At 43.7% G+C, this 22,373-nt stretch carries 20 protein-coding genes and 2 pseudogenes; 15 read left to right on the plus strand and 7 right to left on the minus strand.

Annotation, left to right across the window (positions count from 1 at the left end; translation table 11 throughout):
• Positions 1 to 48: 48 nt before the first annotated feature.
• Positions 49 to 1,512, minus strand: a complete 1,464-nt coding sequence (locus tag AS29_RS06360; RefSeq protein WP_035410344.1) for an aldehyde dehydrogenase family protein — start codon at positions 1,510 to 1,512, stop codon at positions 49 to 51.
• 163 nt (positions 1,513 to 1,675) lie between these two features.
• Between AS29_RS06360 and AS29_RS06365 the strand changes: the two genes are divergently transcribed.
• Together AS29_RS06365 and AS29_RS06370 are read left to right on the plus strand one after the other, a co-directional pair.
• Positions 1,676 to 2,335 (plus strand): TetR/AcrR family transcriptional regulator, encoded by a 660-nt coding sequence (locus AS29_RS06365; protein WP_035410342.1) that lies wholly within the window; start codon positions 1,676 to 1,678, stop codon positions 2,333 to 2,335.
• Positions 2,336 to 2,797: 462 nt separating this feature from the next.
• Positions 2,798 to 3,049: a hypothetical protein gene (locus AS29_RS06370; RefSeq protein WP_035410340.1), complete on the plus strand. Its 252-nt coding sequence runs from the start codon at positions 2,798 to 2,800 to the stop codon at positions 3,047 to 3,049.
• Positions 3,050 to 3,237: 188 nt separating this feature from the next.
• Here AS29_RS06370 and AS29_RS21560 read toward each other — a convergent pair whose 3' ends face one another.
• Positions 3,238 to 3,414, minus strand: a complete 177-nt coding sequence (locus tag AS29_RS21560) for a hypothetical protein (protein ID WP_197491583.1) — start codon at positions 3,412 to 3,414, stop codon at positions 3,238 to 3,240.
• 356 nt (positions 3,415 to 3,770) lie between these two features.
• Here AS29_RS21560 and AS29_RS06375 point away from each other — a divergent pair, with 356 nt between their 5' ends.
• From AS29_RS06375 to AS29_RS06385, 3 genes are all read left to right on the plus strand, one after another.
• Complete coding sequence (locus AS29_RS06375) at positions 3,771 to 4,616, plus strand: YitT family protein (RefSeq protein WP_035410337.1); 846 nt, start codon at positions 3,771 to 3,773, stop codon at positions 4,614 to 4,616.
• Between the two features lie 96 nt (positions 4,617 to 4,712).
• Positions 4,713 to 5,402 carry a GntR family transcriptional regulator gene (locus tag AS29_RS06380; protein WP_035410334.1) on the plus strand — a complete coding sequence of 230 codons (690 nt, stop codon included), beginning with the start codon at positions 4,713 to 4,715 and terminating at the stop codon, positions 5,400 to 5,402.
• 167 nt (positions 5,403 to 5,569) lie between these two features.
• Positions 5,570 to 6,436: an AraC family transcriptional regulator gene (locus AS29_RS06385; protein ID WP_035410332.1), complete on the plus strand. Its 867-nt coding sequence runs from the start codon at positions 5,570 to 5,572 to the stop codon at positions 6,434 to 6,436.
• Between the two features lie 218 nt (positions 6,437 to 6,654).
• Here the strand turns inward: AS29_RS06385 and AS29_RS06390 are convergent, their stop codons facing one another.
• Entirely contained in the window at positions 6,655 to 7,272 is a 618-nt protein-coding gene (locus AS29_RS06390) for an NAD(P)-dependent oxidoreductase (RefSeq protein ID WP_035410329.1), read from the minus strand.
• Between the two features lie 135 nt (positions 7,273 to 7,407).
• Here AS29_RS06390 and AS29_RS06395 point away from each other — a divergent pair, with 135 nt between their 5' ends.
• From AS29_RS06395 to AS29_RS06420, 6 genes are all read left to right on the plus strand, one after another.
• Positions 7,408 to 8,391, plus strand: coding sequence for a DUF3231 family protein (locus AS29_RS06395; RefSeq protein WP_035410326.1), 984 nt, complete (start codon positions 7,408 to 7,410; stop codon positions 8,389 to 8,391).
• Between the two features lie 591 nt (positions 8,392 to 8,982).
• Positions 8,983 to 10,152, plus strand: a complete 1,170-nt coding sequence (locus tag AS29_RS06400) for an ABC transporter substrate-binding protein (protein WP_035410323.1) — start codon at positions 8,983 to 8,985, stop codon at positions 10,150 to 10,152.
• A gap of 90 nt (positions 10,153 to 10,242) precedes the next feature.
• Positions 10,243 to 11,121 carry a branched-chain amino acid ABC transporter permease gene (locus AS29_RS06405; protein ID WP_035410320.1) on the plus strand — a complete coding sequence of 293 codons (879 nt, stop codon included), beginning with the start codon at positions 10,243 to 10,245 and terminating at the stop codon, positions 11,119 to 11,121.
• A gap of 9 nt (positions 11,122 to 11,130) precedes the next feature.
• The gene (locus AS29_RS06410; RefSeq protein WP_035410317.1) at positions 11,131 to 12,105 is read left to right on the plus strand and encodes a branched-chain amino acid ABC transporter permease; all 975 of its coding nucleotides are present in this window, start codon (positions 11,131 to 11,133) and stop codon (positions 12,103 to 12,105) included.
• Complete coding sequence (locus tag AS29_RS06415) at positions 12,080 to 12,859, plus strand: ABC transporter ATP-binding protein (protein ID WP_035410313.1); 780 nt, start codon at positions 12,080 to 12,082, stop codon at positions 12,857 to 12,859. Before AS29_RS06410 ends, AS29_RS06415 begins: the two co-directional genes overlap by 26 nt.
• Complete coding sequence (locus tag AS29_RS06420; RefSeq protein ID WP_035410310.1) at positions 12,859 to 13,566, plus strand: ABC transporter ATP-binding protein; 708 nt, start codon at positions 12,859 to 12,861, stop codon at positions 13,564 to 13,566. Before AS29_RS06415 ends, AS29_RS06420 begins: the two co-directional genes overlap by 1 nt.
• 61 nt (positions 13,567 to 13,627) lie before the next feature.
• Here AS29_RS06420 and AS29_RS06425 read toward each other — a convergent pair whose 3' ends face one another.
• Positions 13,628 to 15,169, minus strand: a complete 1,542-nt coding sequence (locus AS29_RS06425) for a solute symporter family protein (protein WP_035410307.1) — start codon at positions 15,167 to 15,169, stop codon at positions 13,628 to 13,630.
• A 9-nt stretch (positions 15,170 to 15,178) separates the two neighbouring features.
• On the minus strand, positions 15,179 to 15,523 hold the full coding sequence (locus AS29_RS06430) for a DUF485 domain-containing protein (RefSeq protein ID WP_082883757.1): 345 nt from the start codon (positions 15,521 to 15,523) through the stop codon (positions 15,179 to 15,181).
• A 323-nt stretch (positions 15,524 to 15,846) separates the two neighbouring features.
• Between AS29_RS06430 and AS29_RS06435 the strand changes: the two genes are divergently transcribed.
• Positions 15,847 to 16,977 (plus strand): endonuclease, encoded by a 1,131-nt coding sequence (locus tag AS29_RS06435; RefSeq protein WP_082883760.1) that lies wholly within the window; start codon positions 15,847 to 15,849, stop codon positions 16,975 to 16,977.
• Between the two features lie 38 nt (positions 16,978 to 17,015).
• Here the strand turns inward: AS29_RS06435 and AS29_RS06440 are convergent, their stop codons facing one another.
• Complete coding sequence (locus AS29_RS06440; RefSeq protein ID WP_035410301.1) at positions 17,016 to 17,870, minus strand: TetR/AcrR family transcriptional regulator; 855 nt, start codon at positions 17,868 to 17,870, stop codon at positions 17,016 to 17,018.
• Positions 17,871 to 18,001: 131 nt separating this feature from the next.
• On the opposite strand from AS29_RS06440, the pseudogene AS29_RS22025 reads away from it, so the two are divergent.
• The 3 genes and pseudogenes from AS29_RS22025 to AS29_RS21295 all read left to right on the plus strand — a co-directional run.
• A pseudogene (locus tag AS29_RS22025) lies at positions 18,002 to 18,754 on the plus strand (efflux RND transporter permease subunit); the annotation flags it as partial.
• Between the two features lie 102 nt (positions 18,755 to 18,856).
• A pseudogene (locus tag AS29_RS06445) lies at positions 18,857 to 21,229 on the plus strand (efflux RND transporter permease subunit); the annotation flags it as partial.
• Positions 21,230 to 21,381: 152 nt separating this feature from the next.
• Positions 21,382 to 21,615 carry a hypothetical protein gene (locus tag AS29_RS21295; RefSeq protein ID WP_156505879.1) on the plus strand — a complete coding sequence of 78 codons (234 nt, stop codon included), beginning with the start codon at positions 21,382 to 21,384 and terminating at the stop codon, positions 21,613 to 21,615.
• On the opposite strand, the gene AS29_RS06455 is transcribed toward AS29_RS21295, so the two are convergent.
• Positions 21,582 to 22,373 carry an endonuclease/exonuclease/phosphatase family protein gene (locus AS29_RS06455; RefSeq protein ID WP_035410292.1) on the minus strand — a complete coding sequence of 264 codons (792 nt, stop codon included), beginning with the start codon at positions 22,371 to 22,373 and terminating at the stop codon, positions 21,582 to 21,584. The genes AS29_RS21295 and AS29_RS06455 overlap by 34 nt on opposite strands.

Raw genomic sequence — 22,373 nt, forward strand, 5'->3', positions numbered from 1 at the left:
ATAGAAAATACCGGCTCCACTAAGGAGCCGGTATCCGGTTCATTTCTATTAGGATTTAAAGAATGGACCATAGTTTCTGCGGTTATGCTGCACGGATACCCATTTAACCGTTGTGAATTCTTCCAAAGCCCATTCGCCATTGAATCGGCCAATACCGGAATCCTTCTCTCCTCCGAACGGCATGTGCGGTTCTTCATTAACAGGCTGGTCATTGACGTGAATCATGCCAGTGTGAATTTCATGGGCAACAAGTGTTGCATGCTCGATGGAAGAAGAGTGCACAGCACCGCTTAATCCATATGGCATTGCATTTGCCATTTCGATTACTTCCTCTTCTGAATCAAAGGAAATTAAAGCGGCTGCCGGTCCAAAAATTTCATTCACGGCAATCGGCATATCATTTGTAACGCCGGTCAAAACGGTAGGCTCAAGAACATTTCCTTCCGCTTTACCGCCAAGACGCAATTCTGCCCCCTGTTTCACGCTCTCGTTTACATCCTTTAAAATGCGGTCAACCTGGCCGCGGTTAATCAGCGGACCTACTTTTGTATCGGCTTCAGCAGGGTTTCCATATTTCAGCTCTTTTGCTTTTTCAATGAATCGCTCAGCAAATTGATCATAAATGCTGCTGTGAACAAAAATGCGGTTGATGGCCATGCAAATCTGGCCTTGGTGATAAAATTTTCCGAAGACAGCCGACTCTGCTGCCTGTTCAATGTCCGCATCTTCAAGCACGATAAATACGTTGTTTCCGCCAAGCTCAAGAGCGGTTTTTTTCAATTCTCCGCCAGCAAGCTTGCCGATCCGGCGCCCTACTTCTGTGGAACCGGTAAATGAAATGAGGCGGGGTGTTTTATGTGTCACCATATCATCCCCGATTTCTGAACCGCGTCCAACAACCGTGTTAACCAATCCTTTAGGCGCACCAGCCGCTTCAAAGAGACTTGCGAATATAAGCCCTCCTGTAACGGGAGTTTCAGTAGCCGGTTTAATGACTACACTATTGCCAGTAGCAATGGCAGAAGCGATGGATCTCATCGCTAAGTGAAGCGGGAAATTCCAAGGGCTGATCACTCCGACTACACCAAGCGGTTCGCGGTACACCCGGTTCTCCTTGCCAGGCGTTTGTGAAGGGAGAATTTTGCCTTCCATTCTGTAAGGGAAGGTCGCGGCTTCCTTCAGTACGTTCATGGCTGCACGGTATTCTGCTTCTGCTTTAAAAACAGTGCTGCCGGATTCTTTAACAAGCCAATCTGTGAAGATCTCCTTTTGTTCATCCATAATTTGGACAGCCTTTTCAAGCAAAGCCCGTTTCACTTGCGGCAATTCTTTAGCCCATTTTACTTGAGCCAGCTCTGCCGCTTTATACGCATCGTCCAAATCCTGTTTTAAAGCTGGCTTAATCTCTAGTATGTCCTCTTGATTGAAAGGATTTATATTTTTAATCGACCGGTCGCCGGAACCTGATTTCCATGCTCCATTGATATAAATTTTGCTGAAATCTGTATTCATCTAAAACCGCTCCTTTATTTTGTACTATTTTTTTGAAACTAGTCTAAAATGTTGATGCCCTCACTCTACCATTGATGAGGAAACATTGTAAACTAACTAGACTTATATGGTCTAAAATGTTGTAATAGGAACAGCTCACTTTTACAGAAAGGCGTGAGGAAGAATGCGAAAAATAGATGACGAACAGCGCGATGTAATGAGAACGTCTTATGCAAAGAAGCTGATGAACGTGATGCGGACACAAGGCTTCAGCAAGATGACCATCCAGGATATGGCTCAGCTCATGAATGTCAGCAAAGCCACTTTGTACAATTATTTCTCATCAAAGGAAGAAATTATTCAAAAGGTAGGGGAAGTGTTCACCGATTATATGCAAGAGGTGGATGAAACCCTTCTAAATATAGAGTTCAGCTACACATACCGGTTTCAGAAAGTATTTCAGCAGGGAGCACTTTCTGCTATTTATACTTCCGGAATCTTCATGAGGGATTTAAGACAAAGCTGTCCGGATATTTATCAGGAGATTATAGCGGGAAGAAAACAGAGACAGGAGCACATAAAGGAATTTTACGAGGATGGAATTAAGGAAGGTGTTTTCCATTCCATCAATCCTGCGCTTCTCATTATGCAGGATGAAACAGCCTTTAAACGCCTGCTCAATCCAGTTTTTCTAATGGAAGAAGGATTATCCGTCAAGAAAGCCTTGTATGATTATTACGAAATGAAAAAAATCCAGCTAATTAAGCCGGAAATCATTCAGACAATGGATGATGGACCGATGGAGGAATTGATTGGGTACATTTTGAAAAAGATGCAAGCGTAAGAAGCTGCCTGTGATGGGTAACGGGTTCGGTTTTCGAATAAAAACTAAAAATTACACATCAAAAGGAGTGCCAAATCGTATTGATTTTGTAACTCCTTCTTTCTTGATTTACCGGCGTTTTTGCCGATAAATCTTCATAATTTGTAATACAAAATGCACCCTAAAATGTAGATGACAGAACTTTCTGTTTCTCAAATTATGTGATGCGATTTCTTATACACTTTAAGGCACACAAAAAAGAACTGAGGGCAGTATGAATGATAAAATAGAAATATCTGTTATTCCATTAATGGGCAGGTTAGTGGAAGAACTTATAAATTGAAAAATGACTCTTAGGTGTGATTAAAACTGAAAAGAAGATTAAAAAAGAAATTAGAAAATAAATATAATATTTTAAAAGAGGCAAAACGTCAGCATCATAAACGAAAGGGAATAAGGTGCCTAGAGTATAACCTTTTACCAATGGGAAAAGGTGATAAAATTGCTTTGTCAAACGATGAAATAACTCTTAACTATCCAAATGCTTCACATTGGTTTTTAGATGTGTATTATTGGAAAAATGATAACGTTTTTCAAGTGCGAGTTTTTCCTTGTTCTAAATTTGGTGGAAGTCGAACTGAATCACCTGTTCGAATGATTTTTTGTTTTGAGAATGTGTTTGAAAAGGTAGTTGGAGATATAAAAAAGGATAAATTTTGGGAAACCGATTATTAACTGCTTTATTCAATTATTGGGGGCTTTAATTGAAGAATCGCTATAATAAATGGTCAGAGGCATATCAGCCACTGACCATTTTTAATGCAAATATAATTGTTTTTCTGCTACAAATACCTCTACTATTTTGTTTGTTTATTAGAAGTTTGTACTTCAAAACAGAACCCGTTATGTGATGGGCGGCTTTTTTAATTAAATAAAAGTCCAATAAAAGATACAGCCAGCGGGCCAATGATCATAAAACCGAGAATGAGAGCGAGTATTTTCATAGGAGCGGATAATCCTTTTTCTCTTTCCAGCTTTTCAATCCTCTCATTCATACTCTTTAATCCCCTTAAAACTTCTTGATTGATGTCATCCGGCAAATTAATCCCCCCATATTGGCCTGTTATGTTAGCGCAGCCGGCAATCCATAAGGTCTGTTCTGCGCTGATTTAAATACCAGCTGGAATTCTGGGATAAATCAACCTGAACTTTGATTATGGCTACATATACTCATTGCATTGCATGCTGCATTTATTTTCAACAGAACATAGCTTCCATTTTCTACTAATACCATTCGTCAGGGGGTTAACGATTCCTTTTTTCTTTTTCAAAAAATAAATTTCCCAATGTAAGGGCTTAACCGGGAAATTATCATTTACATCCTGGTTTCAGGCCGATATAATCTGGATTGTTGAACAATTTTGAACGACAATAATCCTGAAAAGGAGGTCTCCGAATGAGTCCAAAAATCTTATCATTTTTGAAAATAAATATCGGATTGATCTTTGTAGCCATTAATATTCATTTCTTTTTGTCTGCCAATAATATTGCTGCTGGAGGGACAGGCGGTTTATCGATTGTCATTCAGCACTTCCTGCCGCTTCCTGTAGGCCAAATAATGCTGATGCTGGATGGCATTCTGTTTGTGATCGGATTTCTCATTATTGGGTCTGCATTCGGAGCCGTATCCCTTTATTCAAGTATTACCCTGAGCCTGCTCGTTTGGGGTTTCAGTATATTTTTCCCGATGGACAAGCCGATGAGCGATGATGCTTTGATCGAGCTGATTATAGGCATGATTATCGGTTCATTCGGAAGCGCTCTTGTTTTCAGCCAAAACGCATCCACCGGGGGAACAGACATTGTTGCCAGGATCATTAATAAATTTACTCATATGGAGATGGGCAGGGCCGTTCTGCTTGCAGATATTTCGATTGTTGCCTCATCTGCGGCCGTTTTTGGCATTCAAACCGGGATGTATGCCTTGCTGGGCCTTTTAATAAAAGGCTTTTTAATCGACTATGCCATGCAGATGATGAACGAAAATAAAGAAGTGGTGATTATCAGTGCGGAAAGTGAAAAAATTAAGCAGTTTATTCTCCTGAACCTGAACAAAGGAGCGACTGTGCATACAGCAAAAGGGGCTTTCTCAAACGATGAAAAGGAAGTCATCACGACGATTCTGGCCAGAAGAGAGTTCCATCGTTTGAAAGTGTATATTCAATCAGTTGATGAGGATGCTTTCGTGACCATCCACAACATGAATGAAATCATGGGCCGGAATTTCAAATCGTTTGCTTAATATGCCAGGACCTCTTTTGCCCCATCGGTTTTTCGTTTATGATGAAAGAAGGAAAATTATTCTATGTGCGGTAATAAAGGCTGAAGGGTGAGGGATTTGAAAGAAAAACAAACAACAGAGCAGCGGGTGTACAGCAATCTCAAAGAAGCGCTATTGGCCAGAAAAATTGCCCCCGGAACCCAGCTTGTGGAACAGACAATTTCGGAAACTTTGAAAGTAAGCAGAACGCCAATCAGACAGGCATTCCAAAAGCTGGAGGCAGAAGGGTTAATCGAAATCATCCCCAATAAAGGATCCTATGTTGTCCATCCATCTAAAGATGAGATTCTGTCTTTTTTTGATATGAGAAGAGAATTTGAGCATATGGCTGTGAAGTATGGACTCGACAAACTGGAAGCTGCCGATATTGAAAAATTGAAAAATCTGCTTGAAAGAGAGCAGGAGACCTATAAAAGCAAGGATTTGAACGGATATGTTCATTTGAACAAAGAGTTTCATTTGTATTTGGCAAGAAAAAGCGGAAATAAGTTTCTTATACGCTACATGGAACAGCTGTTGAATCAAAACAACGTGTACTTATTTTTACTTGATGTGTTTTATCAGGTTGAGACGGAACACAATGCGCGGGCTGCCGAACATGAAAAAATGGTCCAGGCTATGGAAGAAAAGAATGCAGAAGACCTTCACATTCTGATTGATCAGCATATGAAGAGAAGCATAAATGACTTGCGCCTGGAGGATGAAGGGTTTAAGCCATTATCAAAAATATTATCTGCAGAAAAATAGATCAGCAAAAGGCTGGTCTTTTTTGCGTTTGTCCTTATTCATTTCAGAAGGGTCTCTTTCTTAAAGAACGAATGTATAAGAATCTGAACCGGTTACTTAAGAGCAAGAAATGACAGGCAGGAACAATTCCCGGCTGATAAAGTCAATAGAGAGAAGGAGGTACGGGGATGGAAGCATTGAGCCGAATGAACGACAGTATCGATTATCTGGAAAAGAGATTGGATTCCGTTATCAGTATGGAAGAAGCAGCGGCGGCTGCCTGCATGTCCAAATTTCATTTTCACCGGATGTTTCAAATGGTCACAGGGGTTACCCCGGGTGAATACGTAAGAAAGCGAAGATTGACTTTGGCTGCACAGGAGCTTACCCATTCTCAAGCGAAGGTCATAAATATTGCCTTGAAATATGGCTACGAAACGCCAGAATCGTTCTCAAAAGCGTTCCGGAAAGCACATGGAATGAGTCCCACTGAAGCTAGACAGACCGGCCGCATCCTTAAAGCCTATCCCCGGCTTTCGTTTCAAATTCAGCTGAAGGGAGAAAAAGAAATGAATTATCATATTGTAGACAAGGAAAGCTTTAAAGTGGTTGGAAAATCAATCAAGGCATCAATGGTAAATGGAGAGCAGCATGGGGCTATCAGCCAGTTTTGGGAAGAATCCAATCAAATCAACGGGCTGAGTGAGAGACTGGCTCCTTTAACCGGGCCTATGGGCTTTCTCGGTATTTGCATGGATTTTGACCAGGAAAAAGAAGAAATGAGATACATGATTGGAGCGGAGAATCCGTCGCATGCTGAAGCAGAGGATCTAGAGGTCCGTACGATTCCTTCTCTCACATGGGCAGTGTTTGAATCGATCGGACCGATGCCGGGGGCGATTCAGGAGGTTTGGTCGAGAATTTACACGGAATGGTTCCCCTCCACTGGATACGAGCATGCAGCGGCCCCTGAAATGGAAGTTTACCCTAAGGATGGAAATCCCTTTGCCGCTGACTACAGGTCAGAGGTATGGGTGCCGATTATTAAAAAGTAGGGCTTTGCAAATAATGAAATTTACACATAAGTTTATAGAGAAGGGCAGTTGGGAATGGTATAGATAAATGAGGAGGGATCCACATGGGTAAACTAATTAGACGAGTAATGAAATGGGCCCCCATTATCTACCCGATTGTAAAGAAAATGATGAATAAACGAAGAAGAAGCGTTCGATAAGACGCTTCTTTTTTTTGTTCCATGTGAAACATTCCCGTTTTAATATGCGAGCCCTGCTGATTCCCGAATGTGGGTACCATTATCAATTGAGGAGAGGATGAAATGAGCGACATCCGCCCGGCTGATTTTTTGGCCGTCTTTCGGCACGCTGTCCATAGATGTCCGGTAGGTTCCGGTAAGCGGTTCGTCCATCAATCGCATCGGACGGGCTATCGTCCATTCTAGATCCGACTCTTTCATGAGCTCAGCAGCTCTAAGGTGATCGTTCAGAACATTTCGAAGAACCATGGCAGCCATTTTCCCTCTTAAACCGGGAATTTCCCGATGTATTCCAGCCGATGCCACGTACCCCAGGCGTTTTACTCCATTCTGTTGCATTGCCCTGATAATATGACCGGTCATTTCTGAAAGTACAGTGGTTTTCCCCAAGCCATCCGCACCAAGACAGGATACAACCGCATCACTGCCGCTAACGGCTTCCATAACAGCGGAAAACTGCAATGCATCTCCAACAATCATCGTTACATTCGGTGTTTGCTGAAAGGGAAATTTGGAAGGAGTTCTGACTAATGCTTTAATTTCATGTCCCTGTTCTGCCGCCTGCCGCACAAATTCTTTTCCGGTTCCTCCGCCTGCTCCAAATACGGTTATCTTCAACTCTCATTCCTCCTTCGTTTATAAGTGAAATTCTAAACAATGATGAAAATGATATCCAGAACAAACACTTTGTCTAATGAATAAAAAAGGACCTTTTGCACATAGTAAGAAAAAAATGGGTGGAGGTACATTCGTTTGGTCCAGCATAATATCAATTTAACCACTCCGGAAATTTCTGCTCTGTGGACAGCCTATATGCAGGAGACTGCCTCCTCCTGTTTTCTCAAGCATTTCCTCATTTACATGGAGGATGAACAGATAAAACCAATCGTGCAGGAAGCTTATGATTTGTCAGTTTCCTCAATCAATCAATTGAAAAAAACGTTCAAAGAAGAGAATTTTCCCATTCCATTTGGTTTTGGTGAGGGAGATCTGGATGAACAGGCACCTCCTCTGTTTACGGATCTATATGCCCTCAGCTATGTATACCGTGTCAGCCAGCTTGGAATGATGGGGTATGCGTATTCATTTATTACAGTGGCCCGGAAGGATTTGCTTGATTTCTTTGAACAAACAAAAGAAGCTGCCACAAAGATTTACAGGAAAGCGGTAGACTTGATGCTCTCAAAAGGAATTTATGACCGGCCTCCCAAAATTCCGTATCCTGAACGGGCTGAGTTAGTTCAAAAAAATTCGTTTATGAACGGTTGGCTGAAGGAACGGCCTTTAAACGCTTTTGAATTAGGTGAGGCATTTTTCATTATTGAGCGGAATTACATTGGAATGATTCATTTGATCGGCCTCATTCAAACGTGCAAGGATCACGATGTGAAGGAGTTTTTTGTAAAAGGGCGGAAGCTTGCCCAAAAACAAATCGATACCTTTAATGATTTGCTCAAAAAAGAAGGCCATTTAGGAACGCTGCCTGTTTCATTAGAGGTGACGGATACAACGGTCAATCCGTTTTCTGACAAACTTAACATGTTTATGATTACCACCTCTACCTCAACTGCAATATGGCTTTTGGGAAGGTCTCTCTCAGCTTCAATGAGAAGAGACGTCAGTATGCATTATATGCTTCTCATGAAAGATATTCTGCTGTTTGTGGAAGAGGGAGCAAAGCTGATGATAGACCGGGGATGGCTCGAACAGCCCCCTCAGGCTCAAAGAAGGATATAGGAATAAGGGATTGTCCGGAGAGTCAGTTTTCAAGCTCCTTTCTCTTTTTGAGATTGGATTGGTGTTGGCTGGTTTCCAATCCAATCATCCATTCTTGTTCAAAGTGCCTTATAACCCCCGGGAATGCACACGCAGCTACCCGGGGGTTTCAATTTCAATCATTTCTTTTAAGGAGGTCTTTTGGGCAGTTCATCGCTTTCTAGATTAACTCATATTAAACGGATGGCTTCTCTAAGAGAGCTTACTTATATGATTTCAACAGTAATTCTATGAATCTCTTATGAAAGTTAGCGTTCTGTTTGCCTTTTTCTGCGCTAAAAACCGCCTCCTGTTAGCATGTTTTTCCAGTAAAATAGGTCATATTCTTAGAAATACAGTGGAAATACGTGCGAAACGGTCAATAAGACCTATCGATTATGTCGTATTTTGTAGGAATAAAGTGGAGGAAAGACGACCAATACTACTAGACGGAATAGAATCTATTATGTAAAATATTTTCAGAATATTAATTTTATTGTAATTATTCGAAATACTAACAGAGAGGGAAAGAATCTACCATTCTAAGCAAGTAAAAACGGGGGGCAATGACTGATGAACAAGAAAAAATTTGCTGGAATTTTTCTATCTTTATCCTTATTAACTGGAATAGCGGCAGGATGCGGTGCGCAGACAGGAGGTTCTGCTGAAGATACGATTAAGATTGGAGCGAATCTTGAGCTTTCAGGCGGGGTGGCTTCCTATGGGCAATCTGTTTCAGAAGGATTGGAGCTTGCGCTGGAAGAAATCAATAAAGAAGGCATTGACGGGAAAAAACTGCAGCTTGTTAAAGTTGATAATAAATCAGAAGCAGCCGAAGCAACTTCAGGAGCGCTTAAACTTGTGAGCCAGGATAAGGTAGCAGCTGTAGTAGGAGCTGCTACAAGTACAAATACACTGGCGCAGGTAGAGATTCTTGCGAAAAATAAGGTTCCTCTTATTACGCCGACCGGCACGAACCCGGCAATCACAAATAAAGATGGCAAGGTTAATGAATACGCGTTCAGAACATGTTTCATCGACCCATTCCAGGGGACGGTGGCGGCTAACTTCGCAGCAGATGAGCTGAAAGCGAAAACAGCGGCCGTATACATCGATTCTGCCAGTGACTATTCTAAAGGTTTGGCTGCTGCTTTTAAAGAGTCCTTTACAAAAGCGGGCGGAAAAATTGTGATTGAGGAAGCGTATATTGCAAAAGATACGGATTTCCGCGCTACTCTTACAAGAATTAAATCATCTAAACCCGACTTTGTTTTCCTTCCGGGGTATTACGAGGAAGTGGGCCTGATCATTAAGCAGGGCCGTGAGCTTGGCATTGATGTGCCATTTATGGGCGGAGACGGCTGGGATTCTCCTAAGCTGGCTGAAATTGCAGGCGGCGATGCTTTGAACAATACATTTATCACAAATCACTACTCAGCTGGAGATCCAGATGAAAAAATTCAGAAATTCGTCAATGCATTCAAAGCGAAATACAAAGATAAATCCCCTGATGCTTTCGCAGCCCTGGGATATGATACGGCTTACTATTTAGCAGATGCTATTAAGCGTGCAGGAAGCGCAGATCCTGTGAAGATTCAAAAGGCGCTGGCAGATACAAAAGATTTGGCGCTTATCTCCGGAAAACTGACGCTGGATAAAAACCATGATCCGGTTAAATCGGCTGCTATTCTTGAATACAAAGACGGACAGCAGCAGTTTAAAACAAACGTAGAGCCGGAATAAGGAGTTCCTTTATGGAACGGGGGTCTGTCCCCCTTTCCTTTTTTCGCTTTTATCCAAACAAAATAAGAAGCACGATAAGGAGAGTTAGCGATGGAATATATCCAGCAGCTGATCAACGGCATATCGCTTGGCAGTATATACGCTTTAATCGCGTTAGGCTATACGATGGTTTACGGAATTGTAAAATTAATTAACTTCGCTCATGGTGATGTTTTCATGGTTGGAGCGTTTGTCGGTTTTTATTCCATTACAGTTTTGAAGCTTCCATTTTTCCCGGCTCTTATTCTTGCTATGACAGTTTGTGCCTTGTTCGGGATGATGATCGAAAGAATTGCGTACAAGCCCCTTCGAAATGCGACCAGGATTGCTGCCTTGATTACGGCCATCGGAGTTTCGTTATTTATTGAATATGGAATGATTTATGTCCGCGGTGCCCAGCCGGAAGCATACCCAGGCACTGTCCTGCCTAAGGAAACGATTGAACTGTTCGGATTAAGCGTAAGCTCGCAATCATTGTTTATTTTAGGCATTTCCGTTCTTTTGATGATTTTGCTTCAATTTATCGTGCATCGTACGAAAATCGGCAAAGCGATGCGAGCTGTGTCCCATGATGCAGAAGCAGCAAAGCTAATGGGGATTAACGTTGATAATACAATATCCGCCACATTTGCCATTGGCTCCGCACTCGCGGGAGCAGCCGGTGTCATCTTTGGGGTGTATTACATAAAAATTGAACCATTAATGGGGATTATTCCCGGGCTTAAGGCATTCGTAGCAGCTGTTCTGGGGGGGATCGGCATTATTCCCGGAGCGATGGTCGGCGGCCTTGTCCTTGGAGTCATTGAATCCTTAGTAAGCGCTATGGGATTCTCGCTTTGGCGCGACGGAGTAGCATTTATCGTTCTCATTCTCATTCTCATTTTCCGTCCATCTGGGTTGTTCGGGAAAAATATGAGAGAGAAAGTGTAGGGGTGAGCCATGGCTAAACAAAAAAACAGATTAGGTTTTTGGCTTTCTATTGGAAGTGCACTCGCTGGTTTTGTCCTCTTTCAAATTCTTATTTCCGGGGGAATATTAAATCCGTTTTACGTGAATGCCATCTACACCATTGCCATCAATATTATTCTTGCAGTCAGCCTGCACTTAATTATCGGGATTACTGGACAGTTTTCCATTGGCCATGCCGGATTCCTCGCAGTTGGTGCTTATGCATCCGCAATTTTTTCGATGAATTTGCAGCTGCCATTCGGTTTAGCTCTGCTGGCTGGAGGACTGGCCGCTGCTGTTGCCGGTTTAATTATCGGGATTCCGACTCTTAGGCTAAGGGGCGATTACTTGGCCATCGCGACACTCGGGTTTGGAGAAATTGTGAGAATTATGCTCTTGAACATGGATTATGTAGGCGGAGCAAGCGGAATGCAGGTTTCCAATTTGACAACATGGCCATGGATTTTCGGCTGCCTCCTGCTGACGATTATCGTGATCCGCAATTTTACAAATTCTACTCACGGAAGAGCCTGTATTTCCATCAGGGAAGATGAAACGGCTGCGGACGCCATGGGGATCAATACGACTTATTACAAAGTCGTTGCGTTTGTCATCGGGTCATTTTTCGCAGGTATCGCAGGGGGATTGTTTGCCCATAATTTCTACATTATTCAGCCATCAAACTTCGGATTTCTGAAATCCTTTGATATTTTAATTTTTGTTGTACTTGGCGGTTTAGGAAGCATGTCGGGGGCGGTAATTGCCGCAATCCTCCTGACGATTGTATCAACCTTCCTTCAGGATTATCCGGAAACAAGGATGATTATTTATAGCCTTGTCCTGATTGTAATGATGCTCTACCGTCCGCAAGGAGTTATGGGGACAAAGGAAATTACATCCTTCTTCAAAAAGCAGAAACCTGCACAAGGAGGCCAAACAGATGAAAAACACAACACCCCTGCTTAAGGTAGATTCGGTGAGCATCCAATTCGGAGGCCTGAAGGCGGTGTCAGGAGTAAATATGGAGCTTCACGAAGGAGAACTGGCTGGCTTAATCGGTCCGAACGGAGCGGGGAAAACTACATTTTTCAACCTGCTTACAGGTGTATATGTTCCAACAGAGGGAAGCATTTCTTTAGAGGGAAAGGTGCTGAAAAATCTGGCACCTTATAAAATTACGAAAAAAGGAATCAGCCGCACCTTCCAGAACATCCGTCTGTTTGGGGAACTATCTGTAATTGATAACGTAAAGGTCGCCTATCATTCTTTATCAAAGCACTCCATTGCTGAATCCATATTCAGGCTGCCGCGCCATTTTACCGGCGAAAAGGAAATGGAAGAAAAAGCACTGGAGTTCTTGAAAATATTTAAATTGGACGGGTATCGGGATGAGAAGGCTAAAAACCTCCCATACGGACAGCAGCGGAGGCTGGAGATTGCCAGAGCCCTTGCAGCCCGCCCAAAGCTTCTTTTGCTCGATGAGCCGGCTGCCGGAATGAATCCGCAGGAAACGAGAGATTTGATGGAGCTGATCCGGTTTATCCGAACAGAATTTAACCTGACCGTTTTATTAATTGAACATGATATGCCGCTTGTGATGGGAGTTTGCGAGCGTATTTACGTACTGGATCACGGTCAAATGATTGCATCAGGAAGCCCGGAAGAAGTTCGGAACAATCCTAAAGTCATCGAGGCCTATCTGGGCGAGGAGGTTTCATAATGCTGAAAGTAGAAGGAATCAACGTGTATTATGGCCACATTCAGGCTCTGAAGGAGGTTTCGCTTGAAATCCGCCAAGGAGAGATTGTGACACTGATCGGAGCAAACGGTGCGGGGAAAAGCACGCTGTTAAAAACCATTTCAGGGCTTTTAAAGGCTAAAAAAGGCGAGGTCCAGTTTGAAGGAAAGAATATTAACGGAAAGGCCGCACAGACCATCGTAAAACAGGGAATATCCCATGTTCCTGAAGGCAGAAGGATCTTTGCCAACATGTCCGTTGAAGAAAATCTCGAGCTTGGGGCTTACCTTAGAAAAGATAAAAAGGGAATTAAAGACGATTTTGACATGGTCTATGACCTGTTTCCCCGTCTTCAGGAACGGATTAAGCAGCAGGCTGGAACACTGTCCGGAGGAGAGCAGCAAATGCTTGCTATGGGACGCGCATTAATGGCCCGCCCTAGACTCCTTCTTCTTGATGAACCCTCCATGGGTCTCGCGCCATTGCTTGTTAAAACGATTTTCCGAATCATTGAAGAGATTAATAAAAGCGGAACGACCATCCTGCTTGTCGAGCAAAACGCCAATATGGCCCTCTCTATTGCTAATATGGCTTATGTATTGGAGACAGGGAAAGTCGTCATTTCCGGTCATCCGGATGAGCTGAATGCGAGCGAGCAGGTGAAAATGGCTTATTTAGGAGGCCATTAGAATCAGGCAAGCCCTATAATTTCAAGAACCCCCCTCAAATTGGTTGAGGGGGGTCTTGCGTTTAGTTATACTCTCCTTTAATCCCGGTATTCGCCCTTACGACAATTTCATCGAATTTCCGCTCCGATTCTTTTTTGCGTGAAATGACGGTCCCCAGGAAAGCGCCAAGGAACCCTAGAGGGATCGAGATAATTCCCGGATTCGTCAGCGTGATCAGCGGAGTGCCGGTAAAAATGGCCGCTCCTGCTTCCGGTGACCATAAATTCGGACTGATGGCGACTAGGATGAGAGAGCTTAATAGGCCGGTCAGCATCCCGGTAATGGCTCCTGCCGTATTAAATCTCTTCCAGAAGATCGTGAGCAGAATCACTGGCAGGTTCGCGCTTGCTGCGACAGCAAAGGCGAGGGCTACAAGAAACGCCACATTCATTTTCTGGGCAAATAACGCAAGGATAATGGATAGAATTGCGACGCCGATGGATGCCCATCTTGCTGCCACAACCTGCTCCTTTTCCGTTGCCTTTCCTTTACGCAGGATATGACTGTAAAAGTCGTGAGCGAATGCGGATGCAGCTGAGAGAACCAGTCCGGCCACTACAGCGAGAATGGTGGCAAACGCTACGGCGGATACAAAGGCAAAGAGGAAGTCCCCCCCAAGGGCTTGAGCAAGCAGCGGCGCAGCCATATTTCCTGCTGCATTCGCTTCTACAATCCGGTCATAGCCTACAAAAGCAGCAGCTCCGAAGCCAAGGAAAATGGTCATAACGTAAAAGATCCCGATGATCCACGTAGCATAAACAACTGATTTTCTCGCAGTAATGGCATCCTTTACTGTGAAGAACCTGATTAAAATATGAGGAAGCCCGGCTGTCCCGAGTACCAATGCGAGATTCAGAGAGATGGTGTCGAGCGGGTTTGTGAATTTGTTTCCAGGGTTTAAAAAGGCTTCCCCAAGAGGAGTAGCAGATTTCATCTCCTCAAACATATTCATTATATTAAAGTCAAACTTCGCGAAAACAATCACTGAAATAATAAAGGTTCCAATCATCAGGAGAAGTGCTTTTACAATCTGCACCCAGCTCGTAGCAGTCATTCCTCCGAACACAACATACACGGTCATTAAGGTTCCTACAATTAATACAGACCATATGTAGTCGATTCCTAAAAGCAGTTTAATCAAGGCCCCAGCTCCTACAAGCTGTGCAATCATATAGAAAATAGAAATCGATATCGTATTGAGCGCAGCTACACCCCTAACTTTTTTATCATCAAAGCGGGCGGCAATCATGTCTGCCATTGTGTATTTTCCGAGATTTCTTAATGGCTCGGCTACAAGGTAAAGCACCACGAGATAAGCGACCAGGAATCCGATACTGTAGAAAAATCCATCGAAACCTGAAAGCGCTACCATTCCGGCGATTCCTAAAAACGAAGCAGCAGACATGTAATCTCCTGCGATGGCAAGACCGTTTTGCCAGCCTGTCAGCGATCCATCGGCTGTATAGAAATCACTCGTTGTCTTTGTCCGTTTGGAAGCAGAATAGGTAATAATCAGGGTTAAGGCAACAATCGCCAGAAACAGAGAAAAGGCTAATAGATTCATATAATCCTCCTATTGTTTTGCTTCCGCGCGTATTTCTTCAACCATTTCGTCGAATGAAGCAGCTTTTTTGGAATAGAGAGAGCATAAAACCCATGTCATAATAAATTGGGCAAAAGCGAATACCCATGCCCAGCTAATCGCTCCGATCGCAGGGTTATTCAGTACTTTTGTATAAGCGGTGAGAACAGGCAGGGTAAAATAAAATGCGAGGAAAAATAAAGATAAGGGCAAAATAAAATGCTTCTTTTTAGCGAGCAGATTCTGGAAGGCTGGTGATTCAGCAATGGCCGTATAGTCAATGCGTGCCCCCTTATTTCTTTCGGCTTGTACTTGAGCCTCTTCTTTTATGTCCAATCCATTTCCTCCTTTTAGACAAGTGTTTATATCCACTTCATTATAATTAATTCAGAAAAATATGTAAATTCTGTCTTTTCCTCATTTTCATATCATCTTCGACAGTCTCTGCAAATCCGGGACTTTAGCCTTGAGTGGATTGCTACTATTGGAACTTGTGGCTCCATTTAGAAAAAAGAAATAATAGAAATGAAAAATACTAGAAAAAGAGAAAAACTTTGGCGATTGGATACAGGGAGAACTTAATCTCAGGAGGAACGACCTTGAAAAAAAGAGTAAAGCCACTCATCTCGCTATCTTTTGTCTTTATTTTCATCCTTTCTATGCTGGCGCCTGCACAAACGGAAGCCGTCACTGGAAGCGGTACTTGGGCAAGCCCATTCTCTGTTTCACAGGCAATAAGCAATCAAAATGGTTCTTCCAAAACAGTTCAAGGCTATGTAGTGGGACAGCCCACAGCAGCAACGACTGTTATAACGAGCAGCTATCCGAATGATTATGCAGTGGCATTGGCGGATTCTCCAAGCGAAACAAACCCGGCCAATATGATTTATGTTCAGCTTTCCACTTCTTACCGCAGTACGTTCGGCCTTCAGTCTAATCCTTCTTTAAAAGGCCAGGCAATAAAAGCAACAGGCAGCCTATCTGCTTATTTTTCCCATGCAGGATTAAAAAGCCCTGTTCAAATGGAAAAAGCAGGCGGGACCGTCCCTCCAGATGATGGCGGCGGCTCTGACGGCGGCGGAACAACGACTCCGTCTCCTTATGACGGCACATACTACAATCCGGCCATTGGTAAAACAGGAGCTTCACTAAAATCTGCTTTGCACAATATTATTGATGACCACACGGAGCTTTCTTACGACGCAGTATGGGATGCATTGCGCCATACTGATGAAGACCCGCTTAACTCAAATAATGTCATTCTTTTATATACAGGCCGTTCACAGAGCAAAATGACAAACGGCGGCAATGTAAACGATTGGAACCGCGAACATGTATGGGCAAAATCGCACGGCGACTTTGGAACAGCAATGGGACCGGGAACAGATATTCATCATCTTCGTCCGACAGATGTTTCCGTAAATAGCTCAAGAGGAAACCTGGATTTTGATAACGGCGGATCCCAGCACTCAGAAGCACTTGGAAACTATTTCGACAGCGATTCATGGGAGCCTCGCGACGAAGTTAAAGGTGATGTAGCACGTATGATCTTCTACATGGCTGTCCGTTATGAAGGCGACAGCGGCGAACCGAATCTTGAGCTGAATGAGAGTGTGAACAATGGATCTGCTCCTTATATGGGTAAGAAATCCGTTCTTCTGCAATGGCATCAGCAGGATCCTGTAAGTGATTGGGAACGCCACCGCAATGACGTCATTTACAACGATTATCAGCATAACCGCAATCCATTCATTGATCACCCTGAATGGGCGGCAACGGTATTTAACTAATAGATTAAAAAAGGAGCCGGCTTTTGCGGCTCCTTTTGCTATAGAATGTACTTTCTGACAGTACCTGCGAATTCTTTAAATGCTTCCTGCTGCTCTAAGTTCGTTAGCATCCCTTTAACAACGGGCTTTCGAAGCTGTTCACTTTGAAGCTCTTCCTCTAGTACATCTAAGGTTACCATGATGTCCTCGTTATCATTGGCCAATTTTCTTGTCTCCTGAAGCTTTTCAAGAACGTATTCAACAGATCCGAGCTTTGCTGTGCGAATGGATTTCCACATGACCTTTATGGATTGTCCGGAAACAATGGGAGCGAGCTCGCTTTTGAAAAAGCCTTCCACAAGGTGATCCATCCGCTCAAGCAGGAAGGAAGCTAATTGAGACCGGTCGAAATGCAGCACGTCAAAGATAATCAGTTCAAGATAAGACCGGACCATTCCTTTTGCAAGGATGATCAAATCTCCCAAAAACGGCCGGATCTCTTTTCCATACATTCCGAGCAGATTTTTTTCGAACATTAGATAGCTTTCCCACTCCTTCTGGCGGAAAAAGTTTTCAATCTCTTTATTAAACGGAACAGTTTGTTCCCTGATCTGGGTAATAATAAATTCGCGGTGTTTGGAGATTTCATCAAAGGTAAGCGACATCCATTCAGTAAACTTCTCCCTTGAATTCAGTTCCTTTTTTTCAATCAGCGCCACCTGTTCTTCAAATTGCTGGTGATGATGCTGCAGGATAGAAAGCAGCAGGGCTTCCTTTGATTTAAAATGCAGATAAAAAGCACCTTTCGAAATGCCGCTTGCTGTAGCAATTTCTTGTATAGAAGCCGCACGGAATCCCTTTTCTGCAAATAATTTAATGGCTTCATCCATAATGATCATTTCTTTTTCATTCATGCTCGTCGCTCCCCGGAGTATATCTGGCAGTTTGTTCATTTGTTCACATCATATCCATTGACTATGACTATTCGGTCAGTTATATTATAGGTGGTTATGACCGACCAGTCAATTTACATAGGAGGACAGCAATGAATCGAATAATCGGCTTTTCACTAAAGAATAAATTCGCCGTATGGCTGCTTACCATTATTGTAACCGCAGCAGGCCTGTATTCCGGGCTGAATATGAAGCTTGAAACGATCCCCAACATTAATACTCCGCTCTTAACCGTTACTGCGGTTTATCCTGGAGCTACTCCCCAGCAGGTGGCTGACAAACTGTCTGAGCCGATGGAGAAAAAGCTTCAGAACTTAAATGGAGTCAGCACAGTCAGCTCGTCCTCCTTCCAGAACGTCTCATCCCTGCAAATCGAATACGGGTATGAAAAGGATATGGACGAAGCAAAGCAGGAAGCAGAGGATGCTTTAAGTTCATTGGAATTGCCCGATGGAGTTGAAGAACCTGAAGTTTCCCGGCTTAGTCTGAACGCATTCCCTGTCATTGTTCTAAGTGCTTCAAGCGACAAAGAATCATTGCAAGAGCTCACGAAAAAGGCAGAGGAAGAAATGCTGCCATCCTTCGAAGGCTTGGAAGGCGTCGGTTCTGTCCAGCTGACAGGCCAGCAGGTAGAAGAGGCACAGCTTGTCTTCAAACAGGATCAGCTTAAAAAATACGGTCTTAATGAAGAAACCGTTCAAAATATGATTAAAGGCTCGGATGTCACATCCCCGCTTGGTCTTTACACGTTTGGAAATACAGAAAAATCGGTCGTTGTTGATGGAAATATATCCACAATCGATGGTTTGAAAAATATGGAGATACCAGCTGTCCCTCAAAGCTCGTCCGCCCAGCAGGCTCCAACACAGCAAGGACCGGGTCAGCAGCAGGGAAGTGCACAGGCATCACCTCAACAAGGAAATGCACAAACTTCACCTCAGCAGGGCAGCGGCCAAGCTCCGCCGCAGCAAGGTGCAGCAGGACAGCCGCCACAGGCACAGCCTGAAGCTGCTCAGCCCGCCAAGCTTCCTACAGTTAAGCTTAGTGAGCTGGCAGACATTAAGATAGTCGGTAAGGCAGAATCGATTTCACGTACAAACGGTCAGGAATCCATCGGCTTCCAGGTCATCAAATCAGAGGATGCCAATACGGTAGATGTCGTTAATGCTGTTGAAAAACAGGTGAAAGCATTAGAAAAAGACTATCCGGGCGTTCATTTTACATCGACCTTTGACCAGGGAGAACCAATTGAAAAATCCGTTAATACGATGCTGAGCAAAGCATTGTTTGGGGCTGGATTTGCAGTCCTGATTATTCTCTTATTTTTAAGGAATATCCGGACAACGATTATTTCTGTCATTTCCATTCCGCTTTCCTTGCTGATTGCGGTACTGATATTGAATCAGATGGATATTACTCTAAACATAATGACGCTTGGTGCAATGACTGTCGCGATTGGACGGGTAGTCGATGACTCCATTGTGGTTATAGAAAACATCTTCAGAAGAATGTCTCTCAAAGGGGAGCCGCTTAAAGGAGCGGAGCTGATTAAATCCGCTACAAAGGAAATGTTTATCCCAATTATGTCCTCCACAATTGTGACAATTGCGGTTTTCCTTCCGCTTGGTCTCGTAAAAGGAATGATTGGTGAACTGTTCCTTCCTTTTGCGCTTACCATTGTGTTCTCGCTGCTTGCCTCTTTATTGGTGGCAGTCACTCTCGTACCAATGCTGGCTCACTCCTTCTTCAAAAAGGGAGTAAACGAGAAGCATCATAAAGAAGAAGAAAAGCCAGGAAAACTATCAGGCTTTTACAGAAGAGTCCTAAACTGGTCCCTGAATCATAAATGGATCACATCAGGTATTGCCATCCTGCTGCTTGTCGGAAGCCTTGCATTGGTTCCTCTGATTGGAGTCAGCTTCCTTCCGGATGAAGAGGAGAAAATGGTGATGGCGACATACAATCCTGAACCTGGACAAACCCGTGAAGAGTCAGAAAAAATTGCCCTTGATGCAGAAAAGTATTTTGATGGACGCAAAGGGGCAGAGACAATTCAATATTCTCTTGGCGGAGAAAACCCGATGAACCCGGGAGCTCAAAACCAAGCGCTCTTCTTTGTTCAATATAAAGATGACACTGAAAATTTTGAGGCTGAAAAAGAAAAAGTCATTGAAGATCTTCAAAAAAGAACGCCAAAAGGAGAATGGGCTTCCCAAAGCTTCTCCTCAGGCGGCAGCAGCAATTCACTTGAAGTGTCTGTCAATGGCGAAAATATTGATGACATCAAGCCGGTTGTAGCAGACGTTGAAAAAATTCTTAAAGACAATAGCGATCTTGAAAATGTGAAGAGCGGATTGTCAAAGACATATGAAGAATTTACGCTCGTTGCTGACCAGAAAAAGCTTAGCGAGCTCGGCCTCACTGCCGGTCAAATCGGTATGGAGCTAAGCCAGGAAACAAAGCGTCCAATAGTAACCACCGTTAAAAAAGATGAAAAAGATGTGAATGTCTATCTGCAGGCTGAAGAAGAAAAGCTGGAAGACATTCAAGATTTGACGAACAAAAAAGTCGTTTCCTCTCTAGGAAAGGAAGTCGCCATTAAAGATGTTGTTGAGGTGAAAGAAGGTTCCACCTCTGATACCATCTCCCGGCGCGATGGAAAAATCAGTGTCTCTGTATCGGGAGATATCAAAGCGGATGATGTAGGGAAGGTATCAGCAGCCGTTCAAGAAAAAATAAATGATGTGAAGCAGCCATCCGGAGTCGATCTTTCAATGGGTGGAGTAAGCGAAGACATCCAGGAGTCCTTCTCCCAGCTTGGACTTGCAATGCTTGCGGCCATTGCAATCGTCTACCTGATTCTCGTCATTACGTTTGGCGGCGGCCTCGCGCCATTTGCGATCCTGTTCTCCCTGCCTTTCACTGTAATCGGAGCACTCGCCGGATTATACATTGCAGGAGAAACGATCAGTATCTCCTCTATGATTGGAACGCTGATGCTCATTGGAATCGTTGTAACAAATGCGATCGTACTGATTGACCGCGTCATCCATAAGGAAAAAGAGGGAATCCCAACCCGCGAGGCGATCCTCGAGGCCGGAACAACCCGTCTAAGACCAATCCTCATGACTGCCATTGCCACGATTGGAGCTCTTGCACCACTGGCACTCGGACTCGAAGGAAGCGGCCTGATCTCCAAAGGACTTGGAATCACCGTTATTGGCGGTTTGACTAGTTCAACGCTCCTTACTCTTTTGATTGTACCGATTGTGTATGAGGTCTTTAGTAAGTTTCGGAAAAAGACAGGAATAGAAGAATAAATGGAAAAACCGGTCTTCCTTTTGGGAGGCCGGTTTTTTTTGGTGGTGGTGACTGTGTTGGTTGTTGTGATGCCAGGCAATGTGGGAAAAGGGGTGCGATGCCAGGCAAGAATGCCAGGCAAAATGAAAAAGTGGTGTGATGCCAGGCAAGAATGCCAGGCAAAGATGGAAAAGCGTGTGATGCCAGGCAAGAATGCCAGGCAAAGGTGGAAAAGGGGTGCGATGCCAGGCAAGAATGCCAGGCAAAGGTGGAAAAGGGGTGTAATGCCAAGCAAACTACAGCTGCACCAGCCTCCCTTACCCATAAAAAAAACGGTCCGCAGAACATTCTGCAGACCGCTTTCCTTCTATATTATATTGTGATCTCGATTTCCACTCCAAAATGATCCGATACAACAGCCTTATTCACCCCGTTAAAAATCACGGCAGAACGCATTACCCTGAGCGGCTGATTGGTTAAAATCAAATCGATTCGAAGCGGGTTTTCATTTTCTTCCCATCCGGCTATTTTTCCTGGAACAGTGATGCCGCTGTCTTTTTCTTCAGCGAGTTCATACGTATCCAGGAGGCCCTGGCTTTTTAAGTAGTCATAGCCTTCACCTTCAATGTGGGCGTTATTGTTGAAGTCACCCATCAGGAAGAAGCGGTGTTCTTTATGAACCTGACGGAGGAGAGATACAGCCTGCTCTTTAAATGGCTCTTCTGCATCATCCCACCAGCCGAGGTGGCAGGAGTAGAAGGAGATCAGCTCTCCTTCAGCTTCAACCGTTATCCCGACAATCCGTCTCGTCTTCCAATAGGCCGTGTCTGTACTGTTTGTTATAAGGAAGGAATGAGTTTCCCTGATTGGGAATTTCGACAGCATGGCCGAACCTTCCTCATAAATATCGTAGCCGATGTGTGATTGGCCCCAGTGAAGCTCATATCCATGGACACCGAGCTTGTCGAGTTCATCAAGAAGAACGACGGCATAATTATCTTTTTTTACAAGGCCAAATGCCGTTTCTTCATTTATAGCCTGATTCACTTCCTGAAGCGCAATAACGTCATAGTCTTTTTCGGCGATTGTTTTCGCTAGAGTTCTTATCTTTTCCATTTGGTTCTCTTCGATCCAGGCATGGCAGTTAAGAGTCAGCAATTTCAT

Origin of the sequence: Bacillus sp. SJS, assembly GCF_000732485.2 — a bacterium.
GTDB classification, from domain to species: Bacteria; Bacillota; Bacilli; order Bacillales; family Bacillaceae; genus Metabacillus_B; species Metabacillus_B sediminis.